At 64.7% G+C, this 24,253-nt stretch carries 27 protein-coding genes; 11 read left to right on the forward strand and 16 right to left on the reverse strand.

The window, feature by feature from the left end; translation table 11 throughout:
- Positions 1 to 117: 117 nt before the first annotated feature.
- Positions 118 to 1,791, forward strand: a complete 1,674-nt coding sequence (locus D3261_RS20920) for a Na+/H+ antiporter NhaC family protein (protein ID WP_120071714.1) — start codon at positions 118 to 120, stop codon at positions 1,789 to 1,791.
- A 31-nt stretch (positions 1,792 to 1,822) separates the two neighbouring features.
- Here D3261_RS20920 and D3261_RS09350 read toward each other — a convergent pair whose 3' ends face one another.
- Together D3261_RS09350 and D3261_RS09355 are read right to left on the reverse strand one after the other, a co-directional pair.
- Positions 1,823 to 3,547, reverse strand: coding sequence for an ATP-dependent DNA helicase (locus tag D3261_RS09350; RefSeq protein WP_120071716.1), 1,725 nt, complete (start codon positions 3,545 to 3,547; stop codon positions 1,823 to 1,825).
- Positions 3,548 to 3,583: 36 nt separating this feature from the next.
- Positions 3,584 to 3,805: a hypothetical protein gene (locus D3261_RS09355; RefSeq protein WP_120071718.1), complete on the reverse strand. Its 222-nt coding sequence runs from the start codon at positions 3,803 to 3,805 to the stop codon at positions 3,584 to 3,586.
- Between the two features lie 90 nt (positions 3,806 to 3,895).
- On the opposite strand from D3261_RS09355, the gene D3261_RS09360 reads away from it, so the two are divergent.
- Positions 3,896 to 4,660, forward strand: coding sequence for a hypothetical protein (locus D3261_RS09360; protein WP_120071719.1), 765 nt, complete (start codon positions 3,896 to 3,898; stop codon positions 4,658 to 4,660).
- Here D3261_RS09360 and D3261_RS20355 read toward each other — a convergent pair.
- On the reverse strand, positions 4,647 to 4,826 hold the full coding sequence (locus tag D3261_RS20355) for a DUF5786 family protein (RefSeq protein WP_199693982.1): 180 nt from the start codon (positions 4,824 to 4,826) through the stop codon (positions 4,647 to 4,649). The two genes, D3261_RS09360 and D3261_RS20355, sit on opposite strands and share 14 nt — an antisense overlap.
- Before the next feature lie 134 nt (positions 4,827 to 4,960).
- On the opposite strand from D3261_RS20355, the gene D3261_RS09365 reads away from it, so the two are divergent.
- Together D3261_RS09365 and D3261_RS09370 are read left to right on the forward strand one after the other, a co-directional pair.
- Positions 4,961 to 5,962: a DUF5784 family protein gene (locus D3261_RS09365; RefSeq protein ID WP_120071721.1), complete on the forward strand. Its 1,002-nt coding sequence runs from the start codon at positions 4,961 to 4,963 to the stop codon at positions 5,960 to 5,962.
- Positions 5,963 to 6,007: 45 nt separating this feature from the next.
- A complete protein-coding gene (locus tag D3261_RS09370) occupies positions 6,008 to 6,556 on the forward strand; it encodes an N-acetyltransferase (RefSeq protein WP_120071723.1) in 549 nt (182 codons plus the stop codon).
- A gap of 5 nt (positions 6,557 to 6,561) precedes the next feature.
- On the opposite strand, the gene D3261_RS09375 is transcribed toward D3261_RS09370, so the two are convergent.
- On the reverse strand, positions 6,562 to 6,849 hold the full coding sequence (locus D3261_RS09375) for a DUF2795 domain-containing protein (protein WP_120071866.1): 288 nt from the start codon (positions 6,847 to 6,849) through the stop codon (positions 6,562 to 6,564).
- 144 nt (positions 6,850 to 6,993) lie between these two features.
- Between D3261_RS09375 and D3261_RS09380 the strand changes: the two genes are divergently transcribed.
- The 5 genes from D3261_RS09380 to D3261_RS09395 all read left to right on the forward strand — a co-directional run bounded on the left by D3261_RS09380 (position 6,994) and on the right by D3261_RS09395 (position 9,695).
- Positions 6,994 to 7,773 (forward strand): PHP domain-containing protein, encoded by a 780-nt coding sequence (locus D3261_RS09380; RefSeq protein WP_120071725.1) that lies wholly within the window; start codon positions 6,994 to 6,996, stop codon positions 7,771 to 7,773.
- 126 nt (positions 7,774 to 7,899) lie between these two features.
- Positions 7,900 to 8,061, forward strand: coding sequence for a DUF6757 family protein (locus D3261_RS20010; protein WP_007691141.1), 162 nt, complete (start codon positions 7,900 to 7,902; stop codon positions 8,059 to 8,061).
- A gap of 304 nt (positions 8,062 to 8,365) precedes the next feature.
- Positions 8,366 to 8,854: a cupin domain-containing protein gene (locus D3261_RS09385; RefSeq protein WP_120071727.1), complete on the forward strand. Its 489-nt coding sequence runs from the start codon at positions 8,366 to 8,368 to the stop codon at positions 8,852 to 8,854.
- A 44-nt stretch (positions 8,855 to 8,898) separates the two neighbouring features.
- Positions 8,899 to 9,279 (forward strand): DCC1-like thiol-disulfide oxidoreductase family protein, encoded by a 381-nt coding sequence (locus D3261_RS09390; protein ID WP_120071729.1) that lies wholly within the window; start codon positions 8,899 to 8,901, stop codon positions 9,277 to 9,279.
- Complete coding sequence (locus D3261_RS09395; protein WP_120071731.1) at positions 9,276 to 9,695, forward strand: GAF domain-containing protein; 420 nt, start codon at positions 9,276 to 9,278, stop codon at positions 9,693 to 9,695. The genes D3261_RS09390 and D3261_RS09395 overlap by 4 nt, the downstream gene beginning before the upstream one ends.
- 18 nt (positions 9,696 to 9,713) lie before the next feature.
- Here the strand turns inward: D3261_RS09395 and D3261_RS09400 are convergent, their stop codons facing one another.
- Positions 9,714 to 10,715 carry a Cdc6/Cdc18 family protein gene (locus D3261_RS09400; protein ID WP_120071733.1) on the reverse strand — a complete coding sequence of 334 codons (1,002 nt, stop codon included), beginning with the start codon at positions 10,713 to 10,715 and terminating at the stop codon, positions 9,714 to 9,716.
- Positions 10,716 to 10,903: 188 nt separating this feature from the next.
- On the opposite strand from D3261_RS09400, the gene D3261_RS09405 reads away from it, so the two are divergent.
- Entirely contained in the window at positions 10,904 to 12,055 is a 1,152-nt protein-coding gene (locus D3261_RS09405) for a radical SAM protein (RefSeq protein WP_233553954.1), read from the forward strand.
- Here D3261_RS09405 and tcmP read toward each other — a convergent pair.
- The 8 genes from tcmP to D3261_RS09445 form a co-directional block, all read right to left on the reverse strand.
- Positions 12,042 to 13,229, reverse strand: coding sequence for a three-Cys-motif partner protein TcmP (gene tcmP / locus D3261_RS09410; protein ID WP_120071735.1), 1,188 nt, complete (start codon positions 13,227 to 13,229; stop codon positions 12,042 to 12,044). The two genes, D3261_RS09405 and tcmP, sit on opposite strands and share 14 nt — an antisense overlap.
- 147 nt (positions 13,230 to 13,376) lie before the next feature.
- Positions 13,377 to 14,540: an acyl-CoA dehydrogenase family protein gene (locus D3261_RS09415; protein WP_120071737.1), complete on the reverse strand. Its 1,164-nt coding sequence runs from the start codon at positions 14,538 to 14,540 to the stop codon at positions 13,377 to 13,379.
- 187 nt (positions 14,541 to 14,727) lie between these two features.
- The gene (locus D3261_RS09420) at positions 14,728 to 15,438 is read right to left on the reverse strand and encodes a type 1 glutamine amidotransferase (protein ID WP_120071739.1); all 711 of its coding nucleotides are present in this window, start codon (positions 15,436 to 15,438) and stop codon (positions 14,728 to 14,730) included.
- 64 nt (positions 15,439 to 15,502) lie between these two features.
- Positions 15,503 to 16,582 carry a glutamate--cysteine ligase gene (locus D3261_RS09425; RefSeq protein ID WP_120071741.1) on the reverse strand — a complete coding sequence of 360 codons (1,080 nt, stop codon included), beginning with the start codon at positions 16,580 to 16,582 and terminating at the stop codon, positions 15,503 to 15,505.
- A 147-nt stretch (positions 16,583 to 16,729) separates the two neighbouring features.
- A complete protein-coding gene (phaC, locus tag D3261_RS09430) occupies positions 16,730 to 18,136 on the reverse strand; it encodes a class III poly(R)-hydroxyalkanoic acid synthase subunit PhaC (RefSeq protein ID WP_120071743.1) in 1,407 nt (468 codons plus the stop codon).
- A 4-nt stretch (positions 18,137 to 18,140) separates the two neighbouring features.
- Complete coding sequence (locus D3261_RS09435; protein WP_120071870.1) at positions 18,141 to 18,683, reverse strand: poly(R)-hydroxyalkanoic acid synthase subunit PhaE; 543 nt, start codon at positions 18,681 to 18,683, stop codon at positions 18,141 to 18,143.
- 42 nt (positions 18,684 to 18,725) lie between these two features.
- Positions 18,726 to 19,391, reverse strand: a complete 666-nt coding sequence (locus tag D3261_RS09440; protein WP_120071745.1) for a hypothetical protein — start codon at positions 19,389 to 19,391, stop codon at positions 18,726 to 18,728.
- On the reverse strand, positions 19,388 to 19,696 hold the full coding sequence (locus tag D3261_RS09445; protein ID WP_120071747.1) for an AbrB/MazE/SpoVT family DNA-binding domain-containing protein: 309 nt from the start codon (positions 19,694 to 19,696) through the stop codon (positions 19,388 to 19,390). The genes D3261_RS09440 and D3261_RS09445 overlap by 4 nt, the downstream gene beginning before the upstream one ends.
- 222 nt (positions 19,697 to 19,918) lie before the next feature.
- On the opposite strand from D3261_RS09445, the gene D3261_RS09450 reads away from it, so the two are divergent.
- On the forward strand, positions 19,919 to 20,503 hold the full coding sequence (locus D3261_RS09450; RefSeq protein ID WP_120071749.1) for a MaoC family dehydratase: 585 nt from the start codon (positions 19,919 to 19,921) through the stop codon (positions 20,501 to 20,503).
- On the opposite strand, the gene D3261_RS09455 is transcribed toward D3261_RS09450, so the two are convergent.
- From D3261_RS09455 to D3261_RS09465, 3 genes are read right to left on the reverse strand one after another with little or no spacing between them, the layout of a single operon-like run.
- Positions 20,500 to 21,366, reverse strand: coding sequence for an alpha/beta fold hydrolase (locus tag D3261_RS09455; RefSeq protein WP_120071751.1), 867 nt, complete (start codon positions 21,364 to 21,366; stop codon positions 20,500 to 20,502). The genes D3261_RS09450 and D3261_RS09455 overlap by 4 nt on opposite strands.
- 41 nt (positions 21,367 to 21,407) lie before the next feature.
- Positions 21,408 to 21,917, reverse strand: coding sequence for a KEOPS complex subunit Cgi121 (cgi121, locus tag D3261_RS09460; RefSeq protein ID WP_120071753.1), 510 nt, complete (start codon positions 21,915 to 21,917; stop codon positions 21,408 to 21,410).
- Between the two features lie 7 nt (positions 21,918 to 21,924).
- Positions 21,925 to 24,150: an ATP-dependent DNA helicase gene (locus D3261_RS09465; protein ID WP_120071755.1), complete on the reverse strand. Its 2,226-nt coding sequence runs from the start codon at positions 24,148 to 24,150 to the stop codon at positions 21,925 to 21,927.
- Positions 24,151 to 24,253: the final 103 nt, after the last annotated feature.

Genomic DNA, 24,253 nt, shown 5'->3' on the forward strand with positions numbered 1-24,253 from the left:
GTCGTGCTGATGGTCGGTTCCTCGGTCGCCTACGCCGCCGGGGCCGTCCTCTGAACCGCCACCCGAAGACGCGGAACGCCGCTACAGTTTTTTATCCCCGCCCCGGGTCGTGAGGGTGTGCCGCTCGAAACCATCGCCGCCGGTCCCTGGTCGCTGCTGCCCGCGCTGCTCGCCATCGCGCTCGCGTGGTACACCCGCGACGCGCTGATCGGACTGTTCGTCGGGATCGCCGGCGGGGCCGTCGTCTACGGCGTCTTCCGGCCCGCGGCGGTCGGGATCCCCGACGGCCTGGCCGGCGGGCTCTCGGGGATCGTGCTCGGCGGACTGCTGGGACTGACGACGATCCCCGACCTGATCGCCACGTCGCCGCTGTTTGCCGACCCGTGGTACGTCAAGAACGTCCTGCTCGCGCTGTTCGCCATCGGCGGGCTGATGGGGCTGATGATCCGCTCGGGCGCGATCCGCGGCGTGCTGGAGGCGCTCGCCAGCCGGGTCGACTCGCCCGCCGACGCGGAGAAGGCCTCGTTCCTCGCAGGGGTCATCATCCACATCGACGACTACTTCAACTGTTTGGTGGTGGGGTCGATGATGCGCCCGCTGACCGACGAGTACGACGTCTCGCGGGCGAAACTGGCCTACTACGTCGACAGTGCGGGCAGCCCGGCGGCCCGCCTCGCCTTCTACTCGACCTGGGGTGTCGCGCTCGTGGGCTTCATCGGCGCGGGGATCACCGCCGCCGCCGAGCAGAACGTCCTCCCCTCGGGGATGTCGAACTACGTCACCCAGACCGGCGACGGCCTCGAAGCCGCCACGTCGGCGGTCTGGCCGCTCTACTTCAACAGCCTCGGCTTCGCCTTCTACTCGTGGACGGCCCTAGCCATCGCCGCGCTCGTCGCCTGGCAGGTCGTCCCGAACGTCCTCGGGATGGGCCGCGAGGAGACGCGCGCTCGCAACGGGGAGGGCGTCGTCGGCCCCGACGACGACCCGCTGGTCTCGGACGAGATGGCGAACTACGAGATGTACGACGGCGCGACCCCCGACTGGCGAAACTTCGCGATCCCGGTCGTGACCATCGTCGCCGTCGGACTACTGGCGATGTTCTGGCGCGCCTCGCCGGTCGTGAACTCGCCCCAGATGTCGACCGCGCTCTCGCTGCTCGGCTATCAGTTGGTCCTCCCCGCCGGCGGGCCGTGGTCGTTCGACATCGGCGGGATCCGGCTCGGCCTCGCCGCGCTCGCGGGGTTGGTCGTGGGGTTCGTGCTCTTTCGGGTCCGCGGCGACATCCCCTCGAACGCCGACGCGACCGACGCGATGCTCAACGGCTTCAAGGGGATCTTCCTCGCGGCCGCGATCCTCACGCTCGCGATCACGATCCAGAACACCGTCTCGACCCTCGGCGTGTCGAGCTTCGTCACCGACTGGTTTCGGGGGGTTCCGGTCGGCCTGATCCCGGTGCTCGTCTTCGTCGCGACGGGCTTCATCTCCTTTTCCGATGGGAGTTCGTGGGCGACCTACGGGATCATGTTCCCGATCGCGATCCCGGTGGCGTTCACGACCGGCGCGAACCTCCCGCTCGTGCTCGGGGCGGTGCTCTCGGGCGGGATCTTCGGTGACCACTGTTCACCGATCTCCGATACGACAGTGCTCTCCTCCTCGACGAGCGGTGCCGACCACATGGTCCACGTCAAAACCCAAGTCCCCTACGCGCTGGCGTGTGCGGCGATCGCCGGGGCGCTGTTCCTCGTGCTCGGGTTCCTCGTGCCCGGCGGCTTCTCGTTCATCCCGTACTGACCCGGTGAGAAGCGTTCGCCACCGATCGGGCTCAGTCCGAACCCCAGACGTCCGCGAGCGGGTGGTTCTCGGGGTCGTTCCTCGACGTTCGTCGTCGGTCCCGACGGCCCCCGGAGTCGCCGTCGCCGCCGGCCGCCGCCGGGTCGAACGCCGGAAGCTCCGGGGTCGTCATCCGGTCGACTTGGGCCGCGAACCAGTCGGGCATCGCCGACCGCGAGCGCTCGAAGAGGTCGAGCAGGCTCGAATCCGCGAGATAGGTCGCCCCGTAATCGTTCGGGGCGCGCACGACCCGACCGCAGGCCTGGATCACGGTCTTGAGCGCCGTGCGGTAGTACCAGCCCCACTGGCCGTCCTCCAGTCGGCGTGCGACCCGCGAGTCGCGGGTGTTGGGGTAGGGAGCCTTGCAGAGCACCTGCCACCGCGCGAGGTCGCCCTCCAGGTCGAGCGCCTCCTCCATCTTCACCGAGATGAGGAGTTCGGGATCGTCGCTCGCGAGCCAGGCGTTCAACTGGGCGTCGCGGTCCTCGCGGCCGTGGCTCCGGACCCGACCATCGACCCCGAACTCGCGGAGTGTGGCTTCCAGCCCCTCCGCGATCGCGTAGGAGTGGGCGTGGACGATCCCCTTTTCGTCCGGATGGTGAGCCATGAGCCGGACGACGAGCCGAGCGATCTTCGGGAGGGTCTCGTCGCGATGGTCGTAGGTCATCTTACCCTGGGTGGTGTCGAACAGGGGGCGGTTCTCGACCGGGAAGGTGTGCGAGACGTCGACCAGCGCCGTCTCGTCTGGGTCGAGCCCGACGCCGCGACAGAACCCCTCCTTGTCGAGGATGGTGGCCGAGAGCAGCGCGAAGCGGTTCCCCCGGTCCCAGACCGTGTGCCGGAGGTAGCGCTCGGGGTTGAGGGGTTTGATCGTCACCGGCTCGCCGTCGCCGCCGTCGACGACCCACGTGCTCGCGCTGGTCGGGTCCCGATAGTCCGAGACGAACCAGTTGAGGTTCGAGATCAGCTCTTGAAGCCGGTCGCGCTCGGTGACTTCGGCGATCGAGAGCTCGTCGGCCCCCACGAGGGTGTCCTTCCGACGGCTGCAGACCGTGGTGACGTGGTCGGCGAAGCGCGCGGCCGCCTCGACCCCGTCGAGCGCGGGGATCTCCAACTCGTCCCAGACCGGCACCGTCCGCGGTCGGAGGTCGATCGTGGCGTACATCTCGGCCCACTCGGCGAGGCCGTGGGCCTCGTCCACGACCACGACGTCGCGCTGGCCGAACGCGTCCGAGCCAGCGGTCTGCATGAAGTAGGCCAGCGTCATCGCGGCGATCGACCGGTTCGAGGCGATCGTCCGGTCGGAGAAGTACGGACAGCGGTGGCGGATCGAGCAGTCGAAGCCCGTCTGGCGCGCACACGGCGCGCGGTCGACTGGGGTACTCGTCTCGCCGGGAAGGAGACACGAGTAGTTGCGTTTGCCGCGGATGACTTGGAGGTCCGAGAGGAGGGGGTCGGCGGCGACGTCGTCGAGCTGGGAGACCTGCGGGGTGGTGTAGTAGGCGTCGGTCGCGTCGGCGGGGTCGGCCTCGTCGGGCCGGCGCGCACAGCCAGCGATGGCGCGCGCGAGGAGCGACTTCCCGGATCCGGTCGGAGCGCGGACGAGCACCACCCGGTTGCCCGCCGCGAACGCCTCCCGGATGCGGCCGAGCGCGTCGCGCTGGGCACCGCGATACTCGGGGGCGGGAAACTCGTTCTCGATCCGCGCTGGGTTCACGACTGCAAGACCGCCGCCCGGCAAGTAAGTCCTGCGCTACTCGCGTTCGGCGGCGGCCTCGTCGAGCGCCGCGACGTCCGCCGCCCGCGGGTCGTCGGGCAACCGGTCGATGCAGTCGTAACAGAGGAGGTGGTCGGAGCCGTCGGCGAGTTCGAGCGCGAGGCCGCCGGCCGCGTCGCCGCCGAAGGTCCAGAGGTTGGCGATGCCGCCCGCGACCTTGACCGGGCGACCACAGCCCGCACACGGGTCGGAAGCCATACCCTCTCTCGGGGAAGCCGGCGGAAAGCCCTTCTCCCTCCCGGGTGCCGACGAGCGCGGACTTATGCCCCGGTGGCACGTGGACGCGCCATGAACGCGGCCGACGGCGCGAGCGGGGTCGATCGCGGGGAGGAATCGCCCGACTTCGGCGAGACGTGGACCTACGAGAGCATCGTGGGGGCGCTGCCGGGGATCGAGGTCTCGACCACGCTCGCGCTCGCGATCCAGCTCGGCGTCTTCGAGGTCGGCGTGGTGGTGCTGGCGTGGTTCTACGACCTCTGGAGCGTCGCGCTGGTGGGGAGCGCCGCGGTGTTCGTCGCGGGGATCGGCAGCATCGAGATGGTGCGAGTGTCGCGCCACCTCCGGTCGGTCGAGCTCCCCGATTCCTATCGACGGCTCGTGTTCGGCTCGAACATGGACGTCGTGCTCGCGGTGCTCGCGTTCTGTGCGATGTTGGTCTACCTCTTCGTCCCGAACGCCGCGACCGGCGAACCGCCGCTGCTCGACCGCCTCATCGGCCCCGACCCACCGGTGCTCGTCGTCTACTTCCTCCTGATGGTGCTCTGGGACGTCTGCTATCGGATCGGCACCGGGTGGTGGGCGACCGTCACCGCGCTCTGGCGGTCGTATCGCTACCGCTTCGACCCCGAGACCACGCGGGCGTTCTTCTGGGCCGACGTGGAGACCGTCGCCTTCGGGCTGATACAGCTCCTCCTGGTCCCGTTCGTCCTCGACTATCCCGTGTTGCTCGCGGTGTTGATCGCCCACGTCACGGCGGTCATGGTGGTGACGGGGCTGTCGCTGGTGTTGCTCTACACCAAGCGCGAAGGAACCGAGCCAGTTACGACGACCTGAGCTTGCGGAACTGCGCGAGGAGGTCGTCGGCGTCCGCGTCACCGGTGTCGTACTCGACGGTGCCCTCGTAGCTGCTCCGCCGGTCGTCGTCCGGACTGGTGTCGACCGTACTGGTTTTCTGTTCGCGGCGTTCGTGTTCGGCCGCGTCATAGGCTCCCATTGACATGGTATACAGGATCACGATTGGGCGCTGGTTGATAAGAAAGTATCGGTGGTCCGGATTTCCGGGGAAATTACACCGCAGCCACCGTCGAACCGGCGTATCGACACCGATAAGCCGGCGGGGTGCCGAGGGGGAGCGTGGCCGGACCCCTCCGTTTTCGCTGGTCGCACGAGACCTGGGATCGCTCCCGGGTTCGCCGCGACCTCCACGCATCCCTCGACGAGGCGCTCGGCGCGCGTCTCGACGGGCCCTGGTATCAACCCCCGCCCGGATACGACGCCTGCCGCTTCGAGATGGACAACGGCGACCGTGCGCTGTTCGCCTGGGGCGATGACGCCTTCTGGCTCGGCAATACCCAGACCCCCGAAGCCCTCTGGCGCACCGAGAAGTACACCTTCGACGAGGTGCCCTACCGGGTCGCCCGGTGGGCCCAGCGCGAACTCCTCGCTGAACTCCAAGTCCAGGACCCCTGGCTCACGGCCTACGACCACGTCGCGTGGTTCTTCCTGCCCGTGCTGTTCTCGAAGGACGGCCGGACGAGTTCGCGGGCGTTCTTCGCCGACCACGCCGCCGGCTTCCCGGACGCCACGACCGAGGACGCGCTCGATTTCTACGAACGGTTTCTCTCGACGGGCGTCTTCGACGACTACCGCTACACGATGGCGGCGAAGCTCGGCACGAGCCGACAGGTCGACCTCACGCGGATGAGCGCGACGATGGGCGAGTTCAACGCCGCGAAGCTCCTCACCGACGCCGGCCAGCCGATCGTCCCCGAGGTCGAGATGGATTCGGGCCACGCGCTCGACTTCCGGGTCGACCCCGCCGACGGCGCGTCGACCTTCGTCGAGGTCACCCGGCCGAGCCGCCCCACCGACCGCGCGGCGGGCACCCCGGCGGCCGCCGTCAGGGGAACCGCGGGCTCGAAGACCGACGGCCAGCTCGCCGCCCACCCCGACGCCGTGCTGTTCGTGGACTGCTCGTCGTTTCACGACGACGAGTGGGCCGCGCTCGCGGCCGAACGCCCCGCCGTCGGCCACCGTCCGGCCGTCGTGTTCCGGGTCCGGCCCGACGGCTCGACCGCGGGCTACACGACGGGAACGGTCCCGTTCGACCTCTCGGGGACCGGCCTCGACGACTGAGGGAAGCGACACCGGAAAGTCGGCCGGCGCACAGGAACTATCGAAATGGAGATTCAGCGACTCCCCACCGAGGAAGCCGCCGTCCGCCGCTACGCCGAGGAGCTGTGGATACCGTACAACCGCGAACTCGAAACCGTCGTCGAGAGCCACGTGCTCGCCGACGACGTGGACCTCGTTGACGAACTGGTTCCGTGGGTGCTCGACAAACTCGAAACCAGCGAGTATCGGATCGCGGTCGCCGTCGACACCGAAACGCCGGGCGCGGACGACGGGTTCGCCGAGGCTGACGACGGTCTGATCGGGTTCATCGCCACCAACCTCGGCGAGCCACCGTCGGTCTTCGAGTGGCCCGACAGACTGCTGGTGAACGAACTCTACGTCCGCGAACCCTCTCGTGGGACCGGGCTCGCACACGACTTGCTGGAACGGGCCCGAAGGCGAGCGCGCGGGGAGGACTGTACGGAGCTCGTCCTCGACGTGGACGTCGACAACGAACGTGCGCTCGCGTTCTACGAGAAGGTGGGTTTCGAGCCGCGCCGCCACCGGATGCGTGTCGACGCCGCCGACCTCGATGGGTGGGATGAAAAGCGGTGACCGGACTACAGCGAGACCGGTTCGGGGCCGTCCTCGTCGAGCCGGGTGGGGTCGCGGTCGGAGTAGAACTTCCGGCCGATCGCGGCGTCGCCGAGCGCGCTGTAGAGCATCAGCCGAGCTTCTTCGGCGGTCTCGAACGTCGACTCGTCGACCCTGCCGAAGACGTCGCCGAGCGTCTCGGTGCCGTTCGGGAAGGCGATCTCGAGGTCGCCGTGGGTCTCGATGAGGTCGGCCGTGGTCGTTGGGTAGCTGTGTGCGCCGAGCCGCTCGTCCGCGCCGTTCATGAATCGCATACCCGAGACCAGCGCCGAGACTATCATAAACGTTTTCTATAATCTCTCGAGGGACTATGAAGGACCATCTAGGACTTGGGTAGCGGGGGTGTCGTTCCCCGGCCGTCCAGAACGAACTTATCCGAGGCCGGTGTCCGAGAGGACATGCCCGCCGCCGACCTCCACGTCCACACCACCAACTCGGACGGGACGATGCAGCTGCGCGAGGTCCCCGAAGCCGCCCACAGGGCCAACGTCGGGACCGTCGCGATCACCGACCACGAGCGCCTCAACCGGGAGCTCGACACCCCGACCGACGAACTCGACGGGGTCGAGATGATCCACGGGATCGAACTCCGGGTCGAGAGCGACGCGGGACAGGTCGACCTCCTGGGCTACGGCGTCCGGCCGACCGACGACCTCCGAGCGGAGCTCGACCGCCTCCAGACCGACCGGATCGAGCGTGGGCGGGACATCATCGACTGCGTCGAGGACCGCTTCGACTACGACCTCGACATCGAACCCGCCGAGGGTATCGGCCGGCCACACATCGCGCGGGCGATCGCCGACTCCGGCGCGACCTACGACTACGAGGGCGCGTTCGAGGAGGTCATCGGGACGGACTGTCCGTGTTTCGTCGCCCGCAACCTCCCCACCTTCGAACGCGGCGCGTCGCTCCTGGCCGAGGCCTGTGGCGTGGTCTCGCTGGCCCACCCGCTCCGCTACGGCGACCCCGAGGCCGCGCTCGCGCTCACCGCCTCGCCCCACGTCTCGGCCGTCGAGCGCTACTACGACTACGGCCGAACGGTCGACACCGCACCCGTCGAGCACGCGCTCGAACGCAACGACCTCCTCCCGACCGGCGGGAGCGACGCCCACGATGCCGTGCTCGGTCGGGCAGGGCTCGACGGTGCGGAGTTCGAGACGTTCTACGAGCGGCTGTAACTCGGCGAACCTCTCGTCGGCCGTGCCCGAGGGTGGTCGGCGGTGAGAGCGGGTCGACGGCCCCTCACACCGGATCGCCGACATGACGCCGCAGGGTTCAATGCCCGTCGACCCCAACCCCGGATGATGCAGTGTCACTACTGCGACGCAGACGCCGCGGTCGCCGTCGAAAAGGATGGCCTGAAGGTCGGTCTCTGCCGAACGCATCTCCGCGAACGCCTCCGTGAACTCGCCGACGACGACGCCCTCGCCGGGCTCCAGGACGAACTCGACATCGACCGGTCCTAATTCTCCACCGATCCACGCCTCGATGTCGCGGACCGTGTTGGCGACGGTGACGTCGTCGACGTCGCTGACCCCGTCGAGTCGCCCCCGAACCGGCTCGTGGCGGGCGGTCTGAGTGCGATACCCGTCCTCGGAGTCGTAGTCGCCGCGCCCGTTGGCTTCTACGCGCGCTCGTGACGGCCCACCTCTACGCCAGCGGGTTCGAAGCGCCGACGCCAGCCGTCGACGACGGAACCGAACCCGACGCGCGCCGTCGCCCGAGCACCGGGCTACGGCTATTTCCGTTCGGAACCCGTCGATACGCCCGATGTTCGCGAACGAGAACGACGTCGAGTGGACCGACATCGGCCCCACGGACACCGGCTTTCGCCGGAAACAGCTCGGTCGAGCCGCCGGCGGCGAGGGGCTCGGCTGTAGCCTCTACGAACTCCCGGCGGGCGAGCGCGCGTGGCCGTACCACTACCACACGAGAAACGAGGAGGCGCTCTACGTTCTCGACGGGACCGGCAGCCTTCGACTGCCGGACGAGGAACGGGAACTCACCCCTGGGACCTACGTCGCGCTCCCGACCGGCGAGAGGGGCGCGCATCGGGTCGTTAACGACGCCAACGACGTCCTCCGCTATCTCGCGATGTCGACGATGGAGGAGCCGGACGTGGTGGGCTATCCCGACGCCGACGCGGTCGGGGTCTACGCCGGGTCGCCCCCCGGCGGTGACGAAGAGAAACGGGTGCTGTCGGGCTTCTTCGAGACCGAGGACCGGGTCGACTTCTGGGAGACGATCGGCGACCACTGAACGCCGACCGGAGCGATTTTTTCGCCGGCCCGCGTAGGAGCGGTATGGCGACCGAACGACCCCGACTCGTCTACGACGACGACTGCGGGTTCTGTACGTGGTGTGCCGACTGGGCCGTCCGCAACGGCGACTTCGACCCCGTGGGCTTCTCGGACCTCTCGCCCGACGAGCGCGACCGACTGCCCGAGAACTGGGAGGAGTGCGTCCACCTGCTCGCCGACGGCCAGGTATACTCCTGTGGGAAGGCGACCGAGGAGGTGCTCGCGCGCACGGGCCGGGTCCCCGGCGACCTCGTCCACTTCCTCGACGGGTTCGCCGACTACGAGCGCGTCCGGGAGCGGGCCTACCGCCTCGGGGCCGACAACCGCGACCTCCTCGGGAAGGTGGTGAGCGCGAGTCCGCCGGCGGGCCGCGAGAAACGATGACCGAAACGGACGACCCCGACCGAGTCCTCCGCGAGGCCATCGAGGCGTTCGACTGCGTCGCGGGCACCCTCCACCGCGCCGACGGCGACCGCCTCCACCTCGTCGCCAGCGAGGGGATGCCCGACTCCGTGCTCGACCCAATCCAGACGATACCGTTCGGCAAGGGGATGGCGGGAGCGGCGGCCGAGCGCCGCGAACCGATCCAACTCTCGAACCTCCAGACCGACGACTCCGGGGTGGCCGAGCCGAGCGCACGCGACACCGGAATGGAGGGCTCGCTCGTCGCACCGGTGATCGATTCGGACGGGGACATCAAGGGCGCTATCGGCGTCGCCAAACCCGAGGCCCACGAGTTTTCGGAGGAGGAGCAAAACGAACTCGTGGCGATGGGCGAATCGTTCGCCGACCGGCTCTGACCTCGACTATTCAGAAAGTTAGGAGGGATAGTAGACTCGTGATCGTTTCTCTCCTTTTGCTTCCACTAGGTTGTAGTGTCTCATTTTCGATAGATAATTTCGAACCATTCGGTCTGATTTTGGCTCGTCAACTCTCTCACAGTACAAATCGTACAATGTTCCAGGGGAAACACCACCCTCTTCTTCAATAATGGATAGTAGCGTTTGCTGATCCGAAGTGAGCCTATCCCGATTTTTTTGCCGAAGCTCTACTTCAGTGTCCGGAATCGAATCGCGGATGATTTCAGTAGAGATCGTCCCAGATCCACTTTCTTGTGCCATCCAAGCGGAACTTCGCAGAATTCCGATTGCCTTTCGAGCATCGCCAGCGGCCGCATCAGCGATTAATTCCAATTGATCTTGTTTGATGACTCCTTCTTCAAGTCCCCAACGAACCCGGTCAGACAGGATTGAGGTTAGTTCAGGGAGATGGTATCGTTTGAACATAATACGGCGGCTACTGTGCAGCCGACTCTGAAGCCGCTCATCCAATTGAATGAATAAATCCTCTTCTCTATTTGCGATGAGTATCATGGAGATATTCTGGCTAGTATATAACTCATACAATATGCTCATGTTCTCGAGTTGATCAACCTCATCGAGGATTACGAGGTAATGCTCGCCCTCATACTCTCGTAATCTTTCAAGCAGTAGATCCTTTGGTGTTGATTGTCGGTGGATCTCAATGGAGTCACCAAGTCCCCGGAGAAGTTCTCTCAATACGCTAAAGGAGCTATGATTTTGCCAACAGTTGATGTACTCGTAGCGGACAGTGGAGACCTCTTCTCGCAGTTTGCTGAGGGTAAAACGCGCTATACAGGATTTACCGACTCCAGAGGGACCAAACAGGAATGCAGTTTCAGCGGATTCGCCGTACTCAATCGGTTGCAAAGCCCTTGAGAGTTCGTTGATCTCTTGGTCACGATGCTCAACTTCCGGTGGGAGAAATTCGTCCTGAAGCACCCGAGCATCGGTGATCATCACGGATATTTCCGCCCACAGCTACATAAGTAGCGCAGGATATTTTCACTCTCGTTGCAAGTATGATAAACGCGAATACGCAAAGTAGTGACGTGGAGATCAGGTATAGCCTTCTCTTCTGGAAACCGGAAATACCCCCCTAATGTATAACTCTTTGTGTATATGAACATAGAAAGGAAGGTCAAACAATGAGCAAAACTCACCCAAGAGATATCGAGCAGAAGCGTTCTGATGAAGAGACTGAGCGGAAACAGCACGTTGAAAATAATGATAGCAGGGAGAACGACAAAGATCGTGTTCGAACAGGGAAAGACCCCACTAAAGCGGTTCTAAGTGAGTCTGGGCTGAATAGCAAATACCTATGTGATTATGTGGTCAATGTCGCCACTGGATGCAGACACGGGTGCAAATTCTGCTATGTCCCTTCGACACCGAACATACGTACCCGTCCGGAAATGCTCAAGGAAGAGGCTGATGTCAAAGATTCCCAGCGGGAGTGGGGTAACTACGTACTGTACCGAGATGGATTAGGCGAACGCCTCAACGACCATCTTGAGCGAAAGCGAACATGGAAACGAACCGAAAAGGGATGCGGTATTGTCGGCATTTCCTTTTCGACTGATCCCTACATGGATGGTCGTGCAGGGGAGATAACTCGTAACGTCGTCAAAGCACTCGCTGACCACGAACAATATGCTCGGGTGCTAACTCGTAACCCCATTCTCGCATTGCAGGATTCCGACGTATTCCAAGACGCAGGTGAATACGTAACGATTGGCTCCTCTATCCCATGTATGCACACCGAGGAAGTACGAGCGATCGAGCCGAATGCACCCGCTCCCGAGCATCGTCTTCGCGGGCTCAAGGAATTCAATGATCTTGGGGTTCAAACGTTCGTAAGTATGAGTCCAACCTATCCGACACAGGATAAAGAGGATCTTCGTGAGCAACTCCAGCGCGTCGCGGAGTGTGACCCAGCCGTGGTTTTCCACGAGCCAATCAACCCACGCGGTGCGAACTTCGAGATGACCATCGAAGCAGCAAGAGAAGCTGGACAAACGGATCTCGCGCGAGAACTCGATGATCTTCGTGATCGAGACTATTGGGTGAACTATGCGACAACTCAATTCCGTTGGGTGCAAGAAATTGGGGAAGAGCTTGATTTGCCGGTTCATCTTTGGCCCGATAAGGAACTAATAAACTATGCATCACAGAAAGATACACAATGGCTTAAAAAATGGAGAGGCCGTCAATCTCCTGAAGAATTCGCTAAAAGGAATACGCCCACCAATCCACAACCGAGAGTTCAGACAGCCGGATGTGATGTTAAGCCGAATTAGCTGACTCCTCTTCTTCGACATTAGGAAATTGGATAAGATAATCTTCAGGTAGGGGATCGTTTTCGGCCTCTCGATTCGGAATGTTGACCACGCTGCCGTTGTCCATTTCCTTCAGATATTGTCTATAGTGTTGTCTGAGTGAATCTTCGTATCGACGATCGATGTAACACTGAGTTACCAACTCATCAAATGAGATCTCTTGTCCTGCAAACCTAGTGAGTAAATACGATTTCACTCGATCTTCCTCTGTAAGCATATTACCTCCAACCAACGTGGCCTGCTCTTGAGGGGTGAAATCAGGATCTTCAGGAGCGTAAGCTAATGTATAATTAGTCCCACAGCGCATCATAGAATCTCTCATTGCCGTGAGCCCTTTGTCGCTGTTTGTAGTGAAAACAAGATGGTATTTTAATCGAGAGTTGTCGCCCTCAGTGGTCATATATGCAAGTGTATAATCCGTGTTGTGATTTTCCAACCGGTTACAGTAATATTCGGCCTCAGCTGTTGAGAGATCTTTTGGAGTGAGTGACTGAAGCTCTCTTCTCCACACAGAGGTGCCATAGAGAGATTCAATAGTGTCGTTGTGCTTATCGCTGTCTTGCCACCGAACTAATTCGTTTGTCATCAGGTTTATAAGACAGTCAAACTGAGAGATGCTCGTTATTTCAGAAACCTTGTTAAAAGGGATCTGTTTTAGTCCAAACGGATCGAGAAAGAAAAACGCAAATCCATTTGGGCCACCCGATCTTCTAAGAACATCCGAGATACCCTCAGCAAACTCATCACCCACAATATGTGACGAAACGTTATTTGCAACTCCAGTAAGGTCATCAATGTTGTCACGGAGCTGCTCTCTATTGACTTGCTTTGGCTCAAAGAAATAGCAATTCAGCTGATTGAAAAGGTGAGAGTGCTTTGTTGCTTGATCTAGTAGTATTTGTGGCGAGCCAGGATATTCAGCCGCCGATTCAATTTCATCCAGATCGATTGGCTCGACACCGTCTGATCGGACGTAATCCCCCCTACCAGCAAAGCAATCAAATAGTCTCAAGTTTCGGTTGTCATCGCTAACGATACGGGTCCAGACATCTGAGTAATATTTCAGAACATCATGTTTTGCTCTAGTGTGTTTGTGATAGGTCCACTTCTTGTCATCGTCATCTGAGAGAGTCATTGTCTTCGATAGTGGAACTATTGTATTTGATCGAGTATAAATTTGACTGGGCGAAAGAAGGATCGATACCGTGTGGTCATTTCGTTAAGTGCGGTTAGTCGCAATATGGGCATCGTTCTACAGGTATCCCCAGTCATTCAACGATAATCATTCGAACGCCGAGATCCCGGTCAGATCCTCACCGAGGATCAGCGAGTGGATGTCGTGGGTACCCTCGTAGGTATACACCGTTTCCATGTTGGCCATGTGGCGCATCGGCGAGTACTCCAGGGTGATGCCGTTGCCGCCGAGCATCTCGCGGGCGATCCTGGATTGGTCGCGGGCCATCCGGACGTTGTTGAACTTCGCCATCGAGACGTGTTGGGGGCGCATCTCGCCGCGTTCCTTGAGGTCGGCCAGCCGGTGGGCGAGCAGCTGTGCGGTGGTGATCCCCGTCGCCATCTCCGCGAGCTTGTTCTGCTGGAGCTGGAAGCCCCCGATGGGTTGGCCGAACTGCTCGCGATCGGTGGCATAGGTTTGAACGGTGTCGAAGCAGTCCATCGCCGCGCCGACCGCCCCCCAGACGATGCCGTAGCGCGCCTGCGTGAGACACGACAGCGGGCCCTTCATGCCCGAGACACCGGGCAGGACGTCGTCTTCTGACACCCGAACCCCGTCGAGGTCGAACTCGCTCGACACCGACGCCCGGAGCGAGAGCTTCTCGTCGATCGAGCGGACGTCGAGCCCCTCGCTGTCGGTCTCGACGAGGAAACCACGAACCGGATCCCCCTCCGCGCTGGTGTCGCGCGCCCAGACCAGAACGACGTCGGCGATCGAGGCGTTGGTCGACCAGCGCTTCTGTCCCGTGAGCACGTACTCGTCCCCATCCTTCTCGGCGGCGGTCTCCATCCCGGCGGGGTTCGAGCCGTGGTCGGGTTCGGTGAGCGCGAACGCGCCGACCGCCTCGCCCCGTCCCATGTCGGGGAGCCAGCGCTCCTTCTGGGCCTCGGAGCCGTAGGCGTGGATGGGATACATCACGAGCGCCCCCTGGACGCTCGCCATCGAGCGAACCCCGGAATCGCCGGCTTCGAGTTCCTGCATCAGGAGGCCGTAGGATTTCTGCGAGCAGTCGGCGAGACCGTAGCCGTCGAGGTTCGGTGCGAAGAAGCCACGCTCGCCCATCTCGGGGATCAGCTCGGTGGGGAAGGTGCCAGCCTCGAAGTGGTCGGCGATGTCGGGTTTCACCCGGTCGTCGACGAACTCGCGGGCCGCATCGCGCATCGCACGTTCTTCTTCACCGAGGTCGGCGTCGAGGCCGACGTAATCGAGCATGGGGGAAAAACGGGATCGACCCTGATAAACGTCCGTTTCTGGGCGTTCGGTTCTCGTTCGCGCCTTCCGACCAGTGACGGGCCGCTTTCGACGCCGAGCGATGGCTCGAAGCGAACAGCCGAAAGACGAACTGTCCGGGGATCAGGCCGCGGCGACCGGTCGACGAACGGAGCCGTCGTCCGAGCCGTCAGTCCGACTCCGCCGACGGGGCAGGCTGGGCGGCCGACGCGCTGGGGCCGTTTCCGCGGACGAACGCGGTGAACCGGCCGAACAGGGTCTTCGCTTCGCAGGCCTTCGTGTAGTTCTCCTCGGTGATGTCGTCGAGCACGCGCTCGATACGGTCGCCGGGGAGGTCCTTCCCGCCGGCGACGACGCGGGCGGTCTCCATGTCGTACTCGGGGTGGAACTGGACGCCGAAGGCGTTGTTCACCCGGAAACCGTGGACGCCGTAGTCGTTCTCGGCGGTCTGGACGGCACCGGGCGGGAGCTCGGTGACGGTGTCGGAGTGGGTCGTGAAGACCGTCATCGGTTCGTCGCCGAGCAGGAGGTTCTCCGCCCGGCTCTCGACCTCCCGGTAGCCGATCTCGTACTCACCCATGTCCTCGACGCGACCGCCGAGCGCGTCGGCGAGGACCTGGTGGCCGAAACAGACGCCGAGCACCGCCATCCCGCGCTCGACCGCCGTTCGGACCCACCCTTTCAGGGCGTCGATCCAGGGTTCGTCCCAGTAGACCGACGACCGCGACCCGGTCACGACCGCGGCATCGAAGTCGTAGGTGTCGGGGACCGTCTCGTGGACGTCGAACTCGACGAGCTCCGCGTCGAGTTCGCGTCGGAAGTTCTTCGGGGTGTTCTCATCGCCGGACGCATTCAACAGCGCGATCCGCAGGTCGTTCACTGTTTCTCAATATGCGTTCCAGGTGCCTTTAGCTTACGATACCAGCAGGTATTGTGAACGAGTGTCACGCGTCCACCCGGATGTCGTGACACACCGCCTCCAGACCACCCTCGCGGTGGAGCCGACGCTGTCGGAGCGCGCCGCTCTCGTCGTCGAGGAGTCGTGCGATCCCGTCGATCCCGAGCCGGTCACACTCGCGCTCGACGACCGCGGCGAGCGGGACCGTCCCCGCCTCCTCGCGGTCGATGAACGTCGCCTCGTGACCGTTGCGCGTCGCGCGCCACTTGTTCTCGACCAGGGTGTGGTACCGATGGTTCCGGCCGGTCTCGCCGTCCTCGTAGCGTTCCGCGAGGTCGACCACCAGCGCCCGGACGTACTCGACGAACGCGAGGGTGCGCTCGACGTCCGACTGGGCGTCGGGCATCCGCACCTCGACGGTGCCACAGCCCGTGTGAAGCCGAACGTCGTACCAGAGGTCGCGCCGGTCGGCGATCGAGTTGGTCTCGATCAGCAACCGTTCGAACCGCTGGAACGCCTCGAAATCCTCGAAGACCGGCGGTATCCCCGTGTTCGGGATCGCCCCGAAGACGTTCGTTCGCGCCGATGCCAACCCCGTATCGACCCCACGCCAGTAGGGCGAGTTCGCCGACAGCGCGAGCATCACGGGCAGGAACCAGCGGATCTCGTTCGCGACCCACGTCGCCTTGTCGGGGTCGTCCACCCCGACGTGGACGTGGAGGCCCGCCGTCGTGTTCCGGTTCTGTGGGAGCTGGATCCGATTGCGCATGTCGTAGTAGCGCGGGGCTTCGGTACATTCGAGCCGGTCCCAGTGGGCCGCGGGGTGGAGCCCCGCCGCCGCGATGCCGAAGCCGTGGTCGGCGGCGTACTCGACCAGCGCCTCCCGGATCCCCAGCACGTGGTCGTGGGCCGCCGCGAGGTCCTCGCAGACGGGCGTCTTGGTCTCGACGATACACTTGAACATCTCGCGGTCGAGGCGGCCGTCGAGCACCGGGGGCGGGTCGCCGTCCGCGATGAGTTCGTCGACCGCGCTCGTCGGATAGCCCTCGCCGTCGATAGCGAAGAATTCCTCTTCGACCCCGAGAGTTCCGATATCCACGAACTCATTCGTCTGACTTTCGCTCATTCGTCCCGAGAAGTGTGCTGAGAGTGTAAAAGTGTATCTTTGGTCCTTTCACACGCTACTCGGTCACACGAAACACCCGTGGCTCACGTCGACGTTCGAACGAGCAGCCGGAGGGGGCGTCAGCGGGGAAAATTCGTCGAATCGGGGTCAGTCGTCGGCCTGGTCGATCCAGTCCTCGACGGTGGCTTCGGCCGCACCGGTGGCCTCGGCCACGGTCTCGGGGTCGGCGGCCGCGAGGTCGGCGCGGGAGTCGATGCCGGCCTCGCGGAGGCGGTCGGCGTAGGTCCCGCCGATGCCGTCGACGCTCACGAGGTCGTCGGCGTCGGTGTCGTCGGCCTCGATACCGTCCTCGTCCTCGTCGGCCGTCGCGGGCGGTTGCTCCGCCTCGGCCGCGTCCGAGTCCTCGCTTTCGTCCGCGCCGCCGGTCTCGATCTCGACGTCCTCGGCCGGCTGGGAGCGCTCCGCGTACCACTCACAGACCTCGGGCCAGACGTTCTCGTGGGAGCTCCCCGAGACCGAGAGCCCGATGTGGCCGGTGGGGTACTCGATCACCGAGGTGTCGTCGCTGGCGACGACCTCGTTGAACGGTTTGCTGGTCTCGGAGGGGATCAGGTGGTCGTACTCGCCGGTGATCTGGAGGATCGGCATGTCGATGTTCCCGATGTCGACGTGCTTGTCGCCGAGGTAGAGCTCGTTGTTGTAGAGCTTGTTGTCCTGGTAGATGTCCGTGACGAACTGGGCGAACGTGTCGCCGGCGACGTCGATACCCTCCGAGAGCCACCGTTCCATCCGCCCGAAGTTCTCGACGAAGTCGTCGTCCTCCAGGTTATCGTAGAGCCGGACGTACTTCGAGACGTAGTTCGCCACCGGGTCCATCAGCGCGAACCCCACGTCGAGCATCTCGGCTGGCGCGTTGCCGTAGGTCTCGGTGAGCCCGTCGGGCGAGAAGTACTCGTCGTCGCCCCAGAGTTCGAGCACGCCGCCCGTGTCGTCGAAGCAGAGCCCGGCCGCCATCAGCCCGAGGTTCCGGACCTTCTCGGGGTGGAGCGCGGCGTACATCACCGACATCGTGCCGCCCATGCAGTACCCCAGAACGTTGATCGAGTCCTGGCCCGAGCGCTCGCGCACCTCGTCGACACAGTTCTCGATGTATCGATCCACGTAGTCCTCGAGCGTGAGGTGCTGGTCGAGCCGCGACGGCTCGTTCCAGTCGATCATGTAGACGTCGAAGCCCGCCTCCAGCAGCCGACGGATCACCGACCGGTCGGGCTGGAGGTCGAGGATGAACGGCTTGTTGATCAGCGCGTAGATGACGAGGATGGGGACGTCGTGCTGTTCGTCGGTCAGCGGCTCGTAGTGGAGGAGTTCGAGCTTGTTCTCCGAATAGACCACGTCGCTCGGGGTCTGGCCAACGTCGACCGACGCCATCTCGGCGAGCTGTTCGGGCCCCATCTCGACCTTCTCGACCGTGTCGGCGGCGGCCTCGAAGCTCCGTCGCTGGGCGTCGAGCGCAGCGGTGAACGGGTTGAACGCGCGCCCGGACCGTTCGGCCATCGGGTCAGTCCTCCAGCAGCCGGTCGAGCTTCTTCGAGATCTCGTGCTGGCTGCGTTCGAGTTCGAGGAGGCGCTCGGCCACCTCGTCGACGTCGTCGCGGGTGGCGAAGCCGAGGCTCTCGAGGGTGTCCTGGCTCATGTCGTCGACCTCCTGCTGGAGCTCCATCAGGTCGCCGACCATCTCGCCCGTACCCGCGGCGAAGGCGGTGGTGCCCATCACTTCGGAGTAGGCCTCGTTCGCGCTCTGGAGCCAGATGTCGCGGAACTCGCTCGGGTCGACGTCCTCGCCGCGCGCGGCGTCGGTGATCCGCGACTGCATCTGCTCGGCGGCCTCCATCCAGACCTCGTAGGCCCGACCGTAGCCCTCCATGCCGTCCTCCATCGCCGCCTCGTCCGGGATGGAGCCCTCGAACGCACCCATCCAGGACTCCATGAACGCGGCCTGGGCCTCCATGTTCTGCTCGAACGACTCCGCGACCGCCTCGTTCATCTCGTTCATCATCGTCGCCCAGTTCTGCTGGATCTCCTCGGGGTCGGTTCCGCTCATACGGCTCATTGGTGTGTAGGTGTGAAAAACTGTGGTGGTCGTTCAGGCGGAAACCTGGTCCTCGAACGCCTCGGCCTGACTTTCGAGCTGGTCCTGGAACTCCTCGACCTGCGATTCGAGCTGGTTCTGGAACTCCTCGGCCTGTTCGAGCTGGCGTTCGGACTGACTCTCGAGGCGGTCCTGGAACTCCTCGATGCGGTCCATCTGCCCTTCGAGCTGGGCCTCGAACTGCTCGGCGTACGCCTCGTTGCGGCTCTCGGTCTCCTCGATGACCTCGACGGTCTGCTCCTGGAGCGCCTCGTGTGAGTCGGCGAGCTGGTCGAAGCCCTCGTCGAGGGCGTCGAGGTACTCGGCGGAGAACTCGTCGTAGTCGTCGAGCCCCTGCTCGAAGCTATGCAGGAGCTGGTCGAACGTCTCGGCGTGGACCTCCGTGAGCTGGGCGAAGCCCTCGTCGGTCGTCTCGCGAAGCGTCTCGACGGTCTCGTCGGGCATCGCCGGCTCGACCGCGTCGAGGTACTGTGCGGTCGCGGTGTGGGTGGCCTCGACGCCCTGCTGCTGGAGGTGCTTGCCCGTCTTCATCCCCGAGAGCGCCATCCGGCCGGCGCTCTTCTGGAGGCTGACGCCCTGTTTCATCGCCTGCTGGCTGCCTTCCAGGGCTGTGCGCTGCATCTCGAACATCGTGCTGACTGGTGTGGTGTACTGGCTCATGATTCGTCTCTGTTGCGTTTGACCGGTATCACGACGGTCTGAACGATGTCCCCCTCCTCGATGTCCAGCGCCTCGCGTTCGGCGTCCGGGATCGAGATCCGGCCGCCGCTCTGGACACGCGTCTTGAACGTCGCCGTCCCCATCGTCGACGCCGCCATCTCGGGCAGGCTGCTCGGCCCCGCACCGTTGGCGTTGAACAGCTGTTGGGCGAACTCCGTCTGTCGCTCGACGGCCTGCTCGCTCGCCTCCTGGAACTGCCGTGCCCAAACCGCCGGCGGCCACATCGTCTCGTCTTCGTCGGTCATCGCTCGCCTCCACGTAGCCCCCACAGACGGATAAGGATTGCTCTCAAAACCATTCGTTACCATAGGATGGTCTCGTCTGGAGCCATCGGGGGATGGTGAGTGATTTCCTGGATCAGGAAACGCCGATATCTCCTGCACACAGACGTTCTCCAGGCGGAAAGCGGTCGGGCATGGAGGTCGAAACCATTTATGTTGCTGGAGCCAGTAGGTGAGGGGTAGTCCATGAGCTCCGAATCACAGCCCTCCGCGCTGGCCGAAGCGTGGGTCCGCAACTCCACGTACTTCCTCGACAGCGTTCTCGCGGCCAACCGCGCCACCCTCTCTGCGTTCGGCGTCCCGACCGGCACCGGGGACGGCGTCGTCGGTGGCGAGGAGCGTCCCGAGTGGGACGTCGAACTCACCGAGAACCGCCGCGACGCGCTCACCGTCGGTGACCGGGTCCGGTTCTCGAAACGCCTCACCGACGACGACGTCCACGCCTTCGCCGCGGCCAGCGGCGACACCAACCCGCTCCATCTCGACGACGAGTACGCCGAGAGCACGCGGTTCGGTGGGCGGATCGCTCACGGCACGCTCGTCTCGGGGCTCATCAGCGCCGCGCTCGCGCGCCTGCCCGGCCTCGTCATCTACCTCTCCCAGGACCTCGAGTTCCAGCGGCCGGTCGGGGTCGACGACCGCGTCACCGCCGACTGTGAGATCGTCGAGGCGATCGGCGAGGACCGCTACCGGCTCCGCACCACGGTGACCACCGAGGAGGGCGAGGTCGCCATCGACGGCGAGGCGGTCGTCCTCCTCGACGAAGCCTAGAGAAAGCGACCAACGACGCGCTCGAACTTCTCGGGATACTCCCGCGGCGGCCAGTGGCCACACTCCTCGAAGGCGACGAACCGCGCGTCGGGGATCCGTCGGGTGGCGCGTTCGGACCAGTGGACGGGGAAGATCGGGTCGTCACGGCCGTGGACCAACAGTGTCGGCGGCTCGACCTCCCCCAGTCGATCGAGGTAACACGTCTTGAGCCCGTCGGCCCGGAACTCGTCGCGCTGCCACTCGCCGAGCGCACGGGCCGCCGCCGGGCCGACGGCCCGCTGGACGTCGGCGACGAAACCAGGTGAAGGGTCCACGGCGATGCCGCCGAGGCTCGCCGCCACGGCCATCGGGTTCGAGAGGCCGGCCCCGAGCAGCCCGTCGAAGCCCGGCACGTTGAGCAGCATCGAGCCGCCGGGTCGCCAGGGTGCGTCGCGACCGAGCCCGTAGCTGTCGACCAGCACGAGCCGCTCGACCCGTTGGGGGGCGTCGAGCGCGTAGCCGAGCGCGACCCCGCCACCCATCGAGATCCCGGCGAGCGCCGCTCGGTCGATGTCGAGCGCCCCGAGGAAGCCGTCGAGGGTTTCGAGGTAGCGCTGGTGGGTGTACGACGACAGCGAATCGCTCTCGCCGTGACCGGGGAAGTCGAAGGCGAAAACCCGTCGGTCGTCGGCGAGCGCGGGGAGGGCGTGTCGCCACGAGACGGTCGCCGCGTCGAGGCCGATACCGTGGAGCAGGACCACCGGCGGGTCCCCGTGCGCCTCGCCCGCGGCGAAGTACCGAAGGCCGACCCGTTCACCGCCGACCTCGACCGTCACCGTCGCCGACGTGACGTCGGGGTTCGCGTCCAGCGCGTCGGTTGTCATACCACACGCAGGCCGGGGACGGGTATGAGGGTTCGGGAGCCCTACTTCTCGACGTCGAGGAGCGCGACGCGTTCGAGCACCAGCGCTTCGAGGTCCGCGTCGGTGGCGTCGAGTTCGACGTCGCCGATGTCGAAGTAGGTCCGAACCCGTTCGGAGTCGAACTCACCGAGCGTTCCGCACTGGTCGAGTTCGGTCGCGACCGCGCTCGCCGCCGCACGTTCGGCCCGGACCGGATCGTCGGCCCCGTCGGCGGCGACGAGCACGACGACCGGTTCGCGACCCTCGCGCACCCCGCATTCGAGCGCCCGGTCGATCTGGCGGCGGCCCGCGGCGTAGAGCATGACCTCGACACCGCGGTCACGCGCGACGGCCTCGCCACGCTCGCGCGCCCGGTCGGCGAGGTCAAGCGCTCGTGAGAGATGCGCGCGCGAGACGACGTAGTTCGCGTCGAAGGCCTGGACCGTACAGTCGTGGTCGTCACCGATCTCGTCGAGCCGCGCTACGAACTCGCCGACGTTCCCGACCGTGGCTTCGCCTTCGACGAGTTTCATCGGTTCATCAGAACTCCCCGAGGTTCGACTGGTCGTTCTCCCCCTCTCCCACGACCGCAACCGACCCATCGGCCTCGATGTCCGCCATCGAGGGATCGGTCCGACCCACGTTGTCGAGGACGTTCTCGGCGGTCTTCCGGCGGCCACGGAGCGCGCCCAGCACGACGGCCTTGTCGGCGTTCCGGAGGTCGGTCCGGGTCTCGACACCGGCCTCGTAGAGCCGGCGGGCGCGTTTCCGGCCCACCCCGCGCACGCCCGCGAGGTCGATGAGTTCGACTCGGATCCCGTTGGCGACGCGAGTTCGCGCCTCCCGCACGGCAGGGGCCCACTCCAGCCCGAGTTCGCCCGCGAGGCGTTCGGCGGCCGAGAGCAGCCACTCCGCGGTGTCGACCTTTCCTCGGAGGTCGCCCGGTCCCACGGAGTACCGGTCCGTGATCTCACTCTCGTCGAGTTCGCTCGCCCAGTCTTCGAGCAGGCGGGCGGTCTTGAGCGCCGAGAGCCAGTCCTCCCAGCGGGCCTCGAACTCGCTGGGTTTCGCCCCCAACAACTCGGTCTCGCGCTCGTTGGCGAGCATGGTGTACTCCTCGCGGTCGCCCGAGCGCAGGTAGAGTTCGTACATGTCCGGCGTGCGGCTCACGAGGTGGAAGAGGCCGAGCGCGCTCGGGCGGTCCTCCGCTGCTTCGAGCCCGTCGACGATTTCGGCGGCGCTCATCGGGTCGAGGTAGAGCCGCGAGACGGTGTGGCCCAGGGAGGTCGCGGTGAGGTCGTCGCCGTCGCGGTCGAGGAAGTCGTTGACCTCGAGGTAGTCGAGCATGTCGTCCGTGACGCGTTCGAGCCGCCCGCCTTCCGTCGTCTGGGTTGCGTAGAGCGTCTGGTCGAGGAATTCGAGCAGGCCCTCGCGCGAGCTCGCGAAGCCCGAGGCCACGGTCGCGAGCAGGTGCGTCCGCAGAGCGGGTTCGGCGGCGAGCTTCGAGCGCACGGCCTCGGGTTCGGTCCAGATATACCTATCAAAGAGTTCGTCGAGTTCGTCGTGGCTCTTCGCGAGCAGGAGCGCTTCACCGTAGGGGTCGAGTCCCGGTCGCCCGGCACGGCCACACATCTGGTGGACTTCGAGCACCGAGAGCGGGGCCATTCCGCCGGCTTCACCCGAGTAGCGTCGCCAGTCGCGCACCACGACCCGACGGCTCGGGGTGTTGACCCCCGCCGCGAGGGTGGGGGTAGCCGAGACAACTTTCAAAAGTCGATCCCGAAAGGCCCCCTCGACGAGTTCGCGGTGGTCGCTCGCGAGGCCGGCGTGGTGGAACGCGCCGCCGCGCTCGACCGCGCTCGCGAGGTCCTCGCTGGTCTCGGTGTCGCTCACATCACGAATCTCGGCCGCGACGCTCGCCAACTGGGTTCGCTCCTCGTTCGTGAGTTCGTTCTCGACGGTGCCGGCGAGCCGACGCGCCGCCGCCTCCGCGTTGCGCCGGGAGTTCACGAACACCAGCGTCGAGCCACCATCCGCCAGCGTGTCCCGAACGATGGCTTCGGTGGCCTTCTCGCCATCTCTCACCGAGAGCTCGCGCTGGTTGCCGTCCTCCAGATGCACCGCTTGGCCGTAGTGGACGCCCTTCTTCAGGTCGATGGGTCGCCACGTCGAGTCCACGAGTTCGGCGTCGAGCCACTCGGCGAGGATCTCGGGGTTGCCGATGGTTGCCGAGAGCGCAACGACCTGTAGCCCGGGATTGCGCTGGCGGAGCTTCGCGAGGGTGACTTCGAGCGTGGGCCCCCGGTTCCCGTCGTCCACGAGGTGGACCTCGTCGGCCACCACACAGGACAGGTCGTCCAGCCACGGTGCACCGTTGCGGACGAGGGAGTCGACCTTCTCGCTGGTGGCGACGATGATGTCACAGGTCGCGAGCCACTCCCCATCCGAATCGTAGTTCCCGGTGGAGACGCCGACCGTGAGGCCGTACTGCTCGAAGGTCTCGAACTCGGTGCGTTTCTCGCCCGCGAGCGCGCGAAGCGGCACGATGTAGAGGGCGGTCCCGCCGCGCGCGACGCTCGCCGTCATCGCGAGCTCGGCGATCAGGGTCTTCCCGGAGGCCGTCGGCACGCTCGCCACGAGGCTCTCGCCCTCCGTGACGCCCGCTTCGACCGCCTCGGCCTGGGGCGGGTAGAGCTCCTCGACGCCCTCGTCACGCAGGTGGTCGGGCAGCCACTCGGGCACTCCCGACAGTTCGGTGACGTTCATTACGGGTTTTGTGGCGGTTCCAGGGTTTAAACTGTCGTCCTCGCACGGTGGAAGTGAAAGAGTTCGGAGCGCGAGGATGGGACCGAACTTGAGAGGGAATTCG

This window comes from Halococcus sp. IIIV-5B (assembly GCF_003602035.1).
Classification (GTDB): domain Archaea; phylum Halobacteriota; class Halobacteria; order Halobacteriales; family Halococcaceae; genus Halococcus; species Halococcus salsus.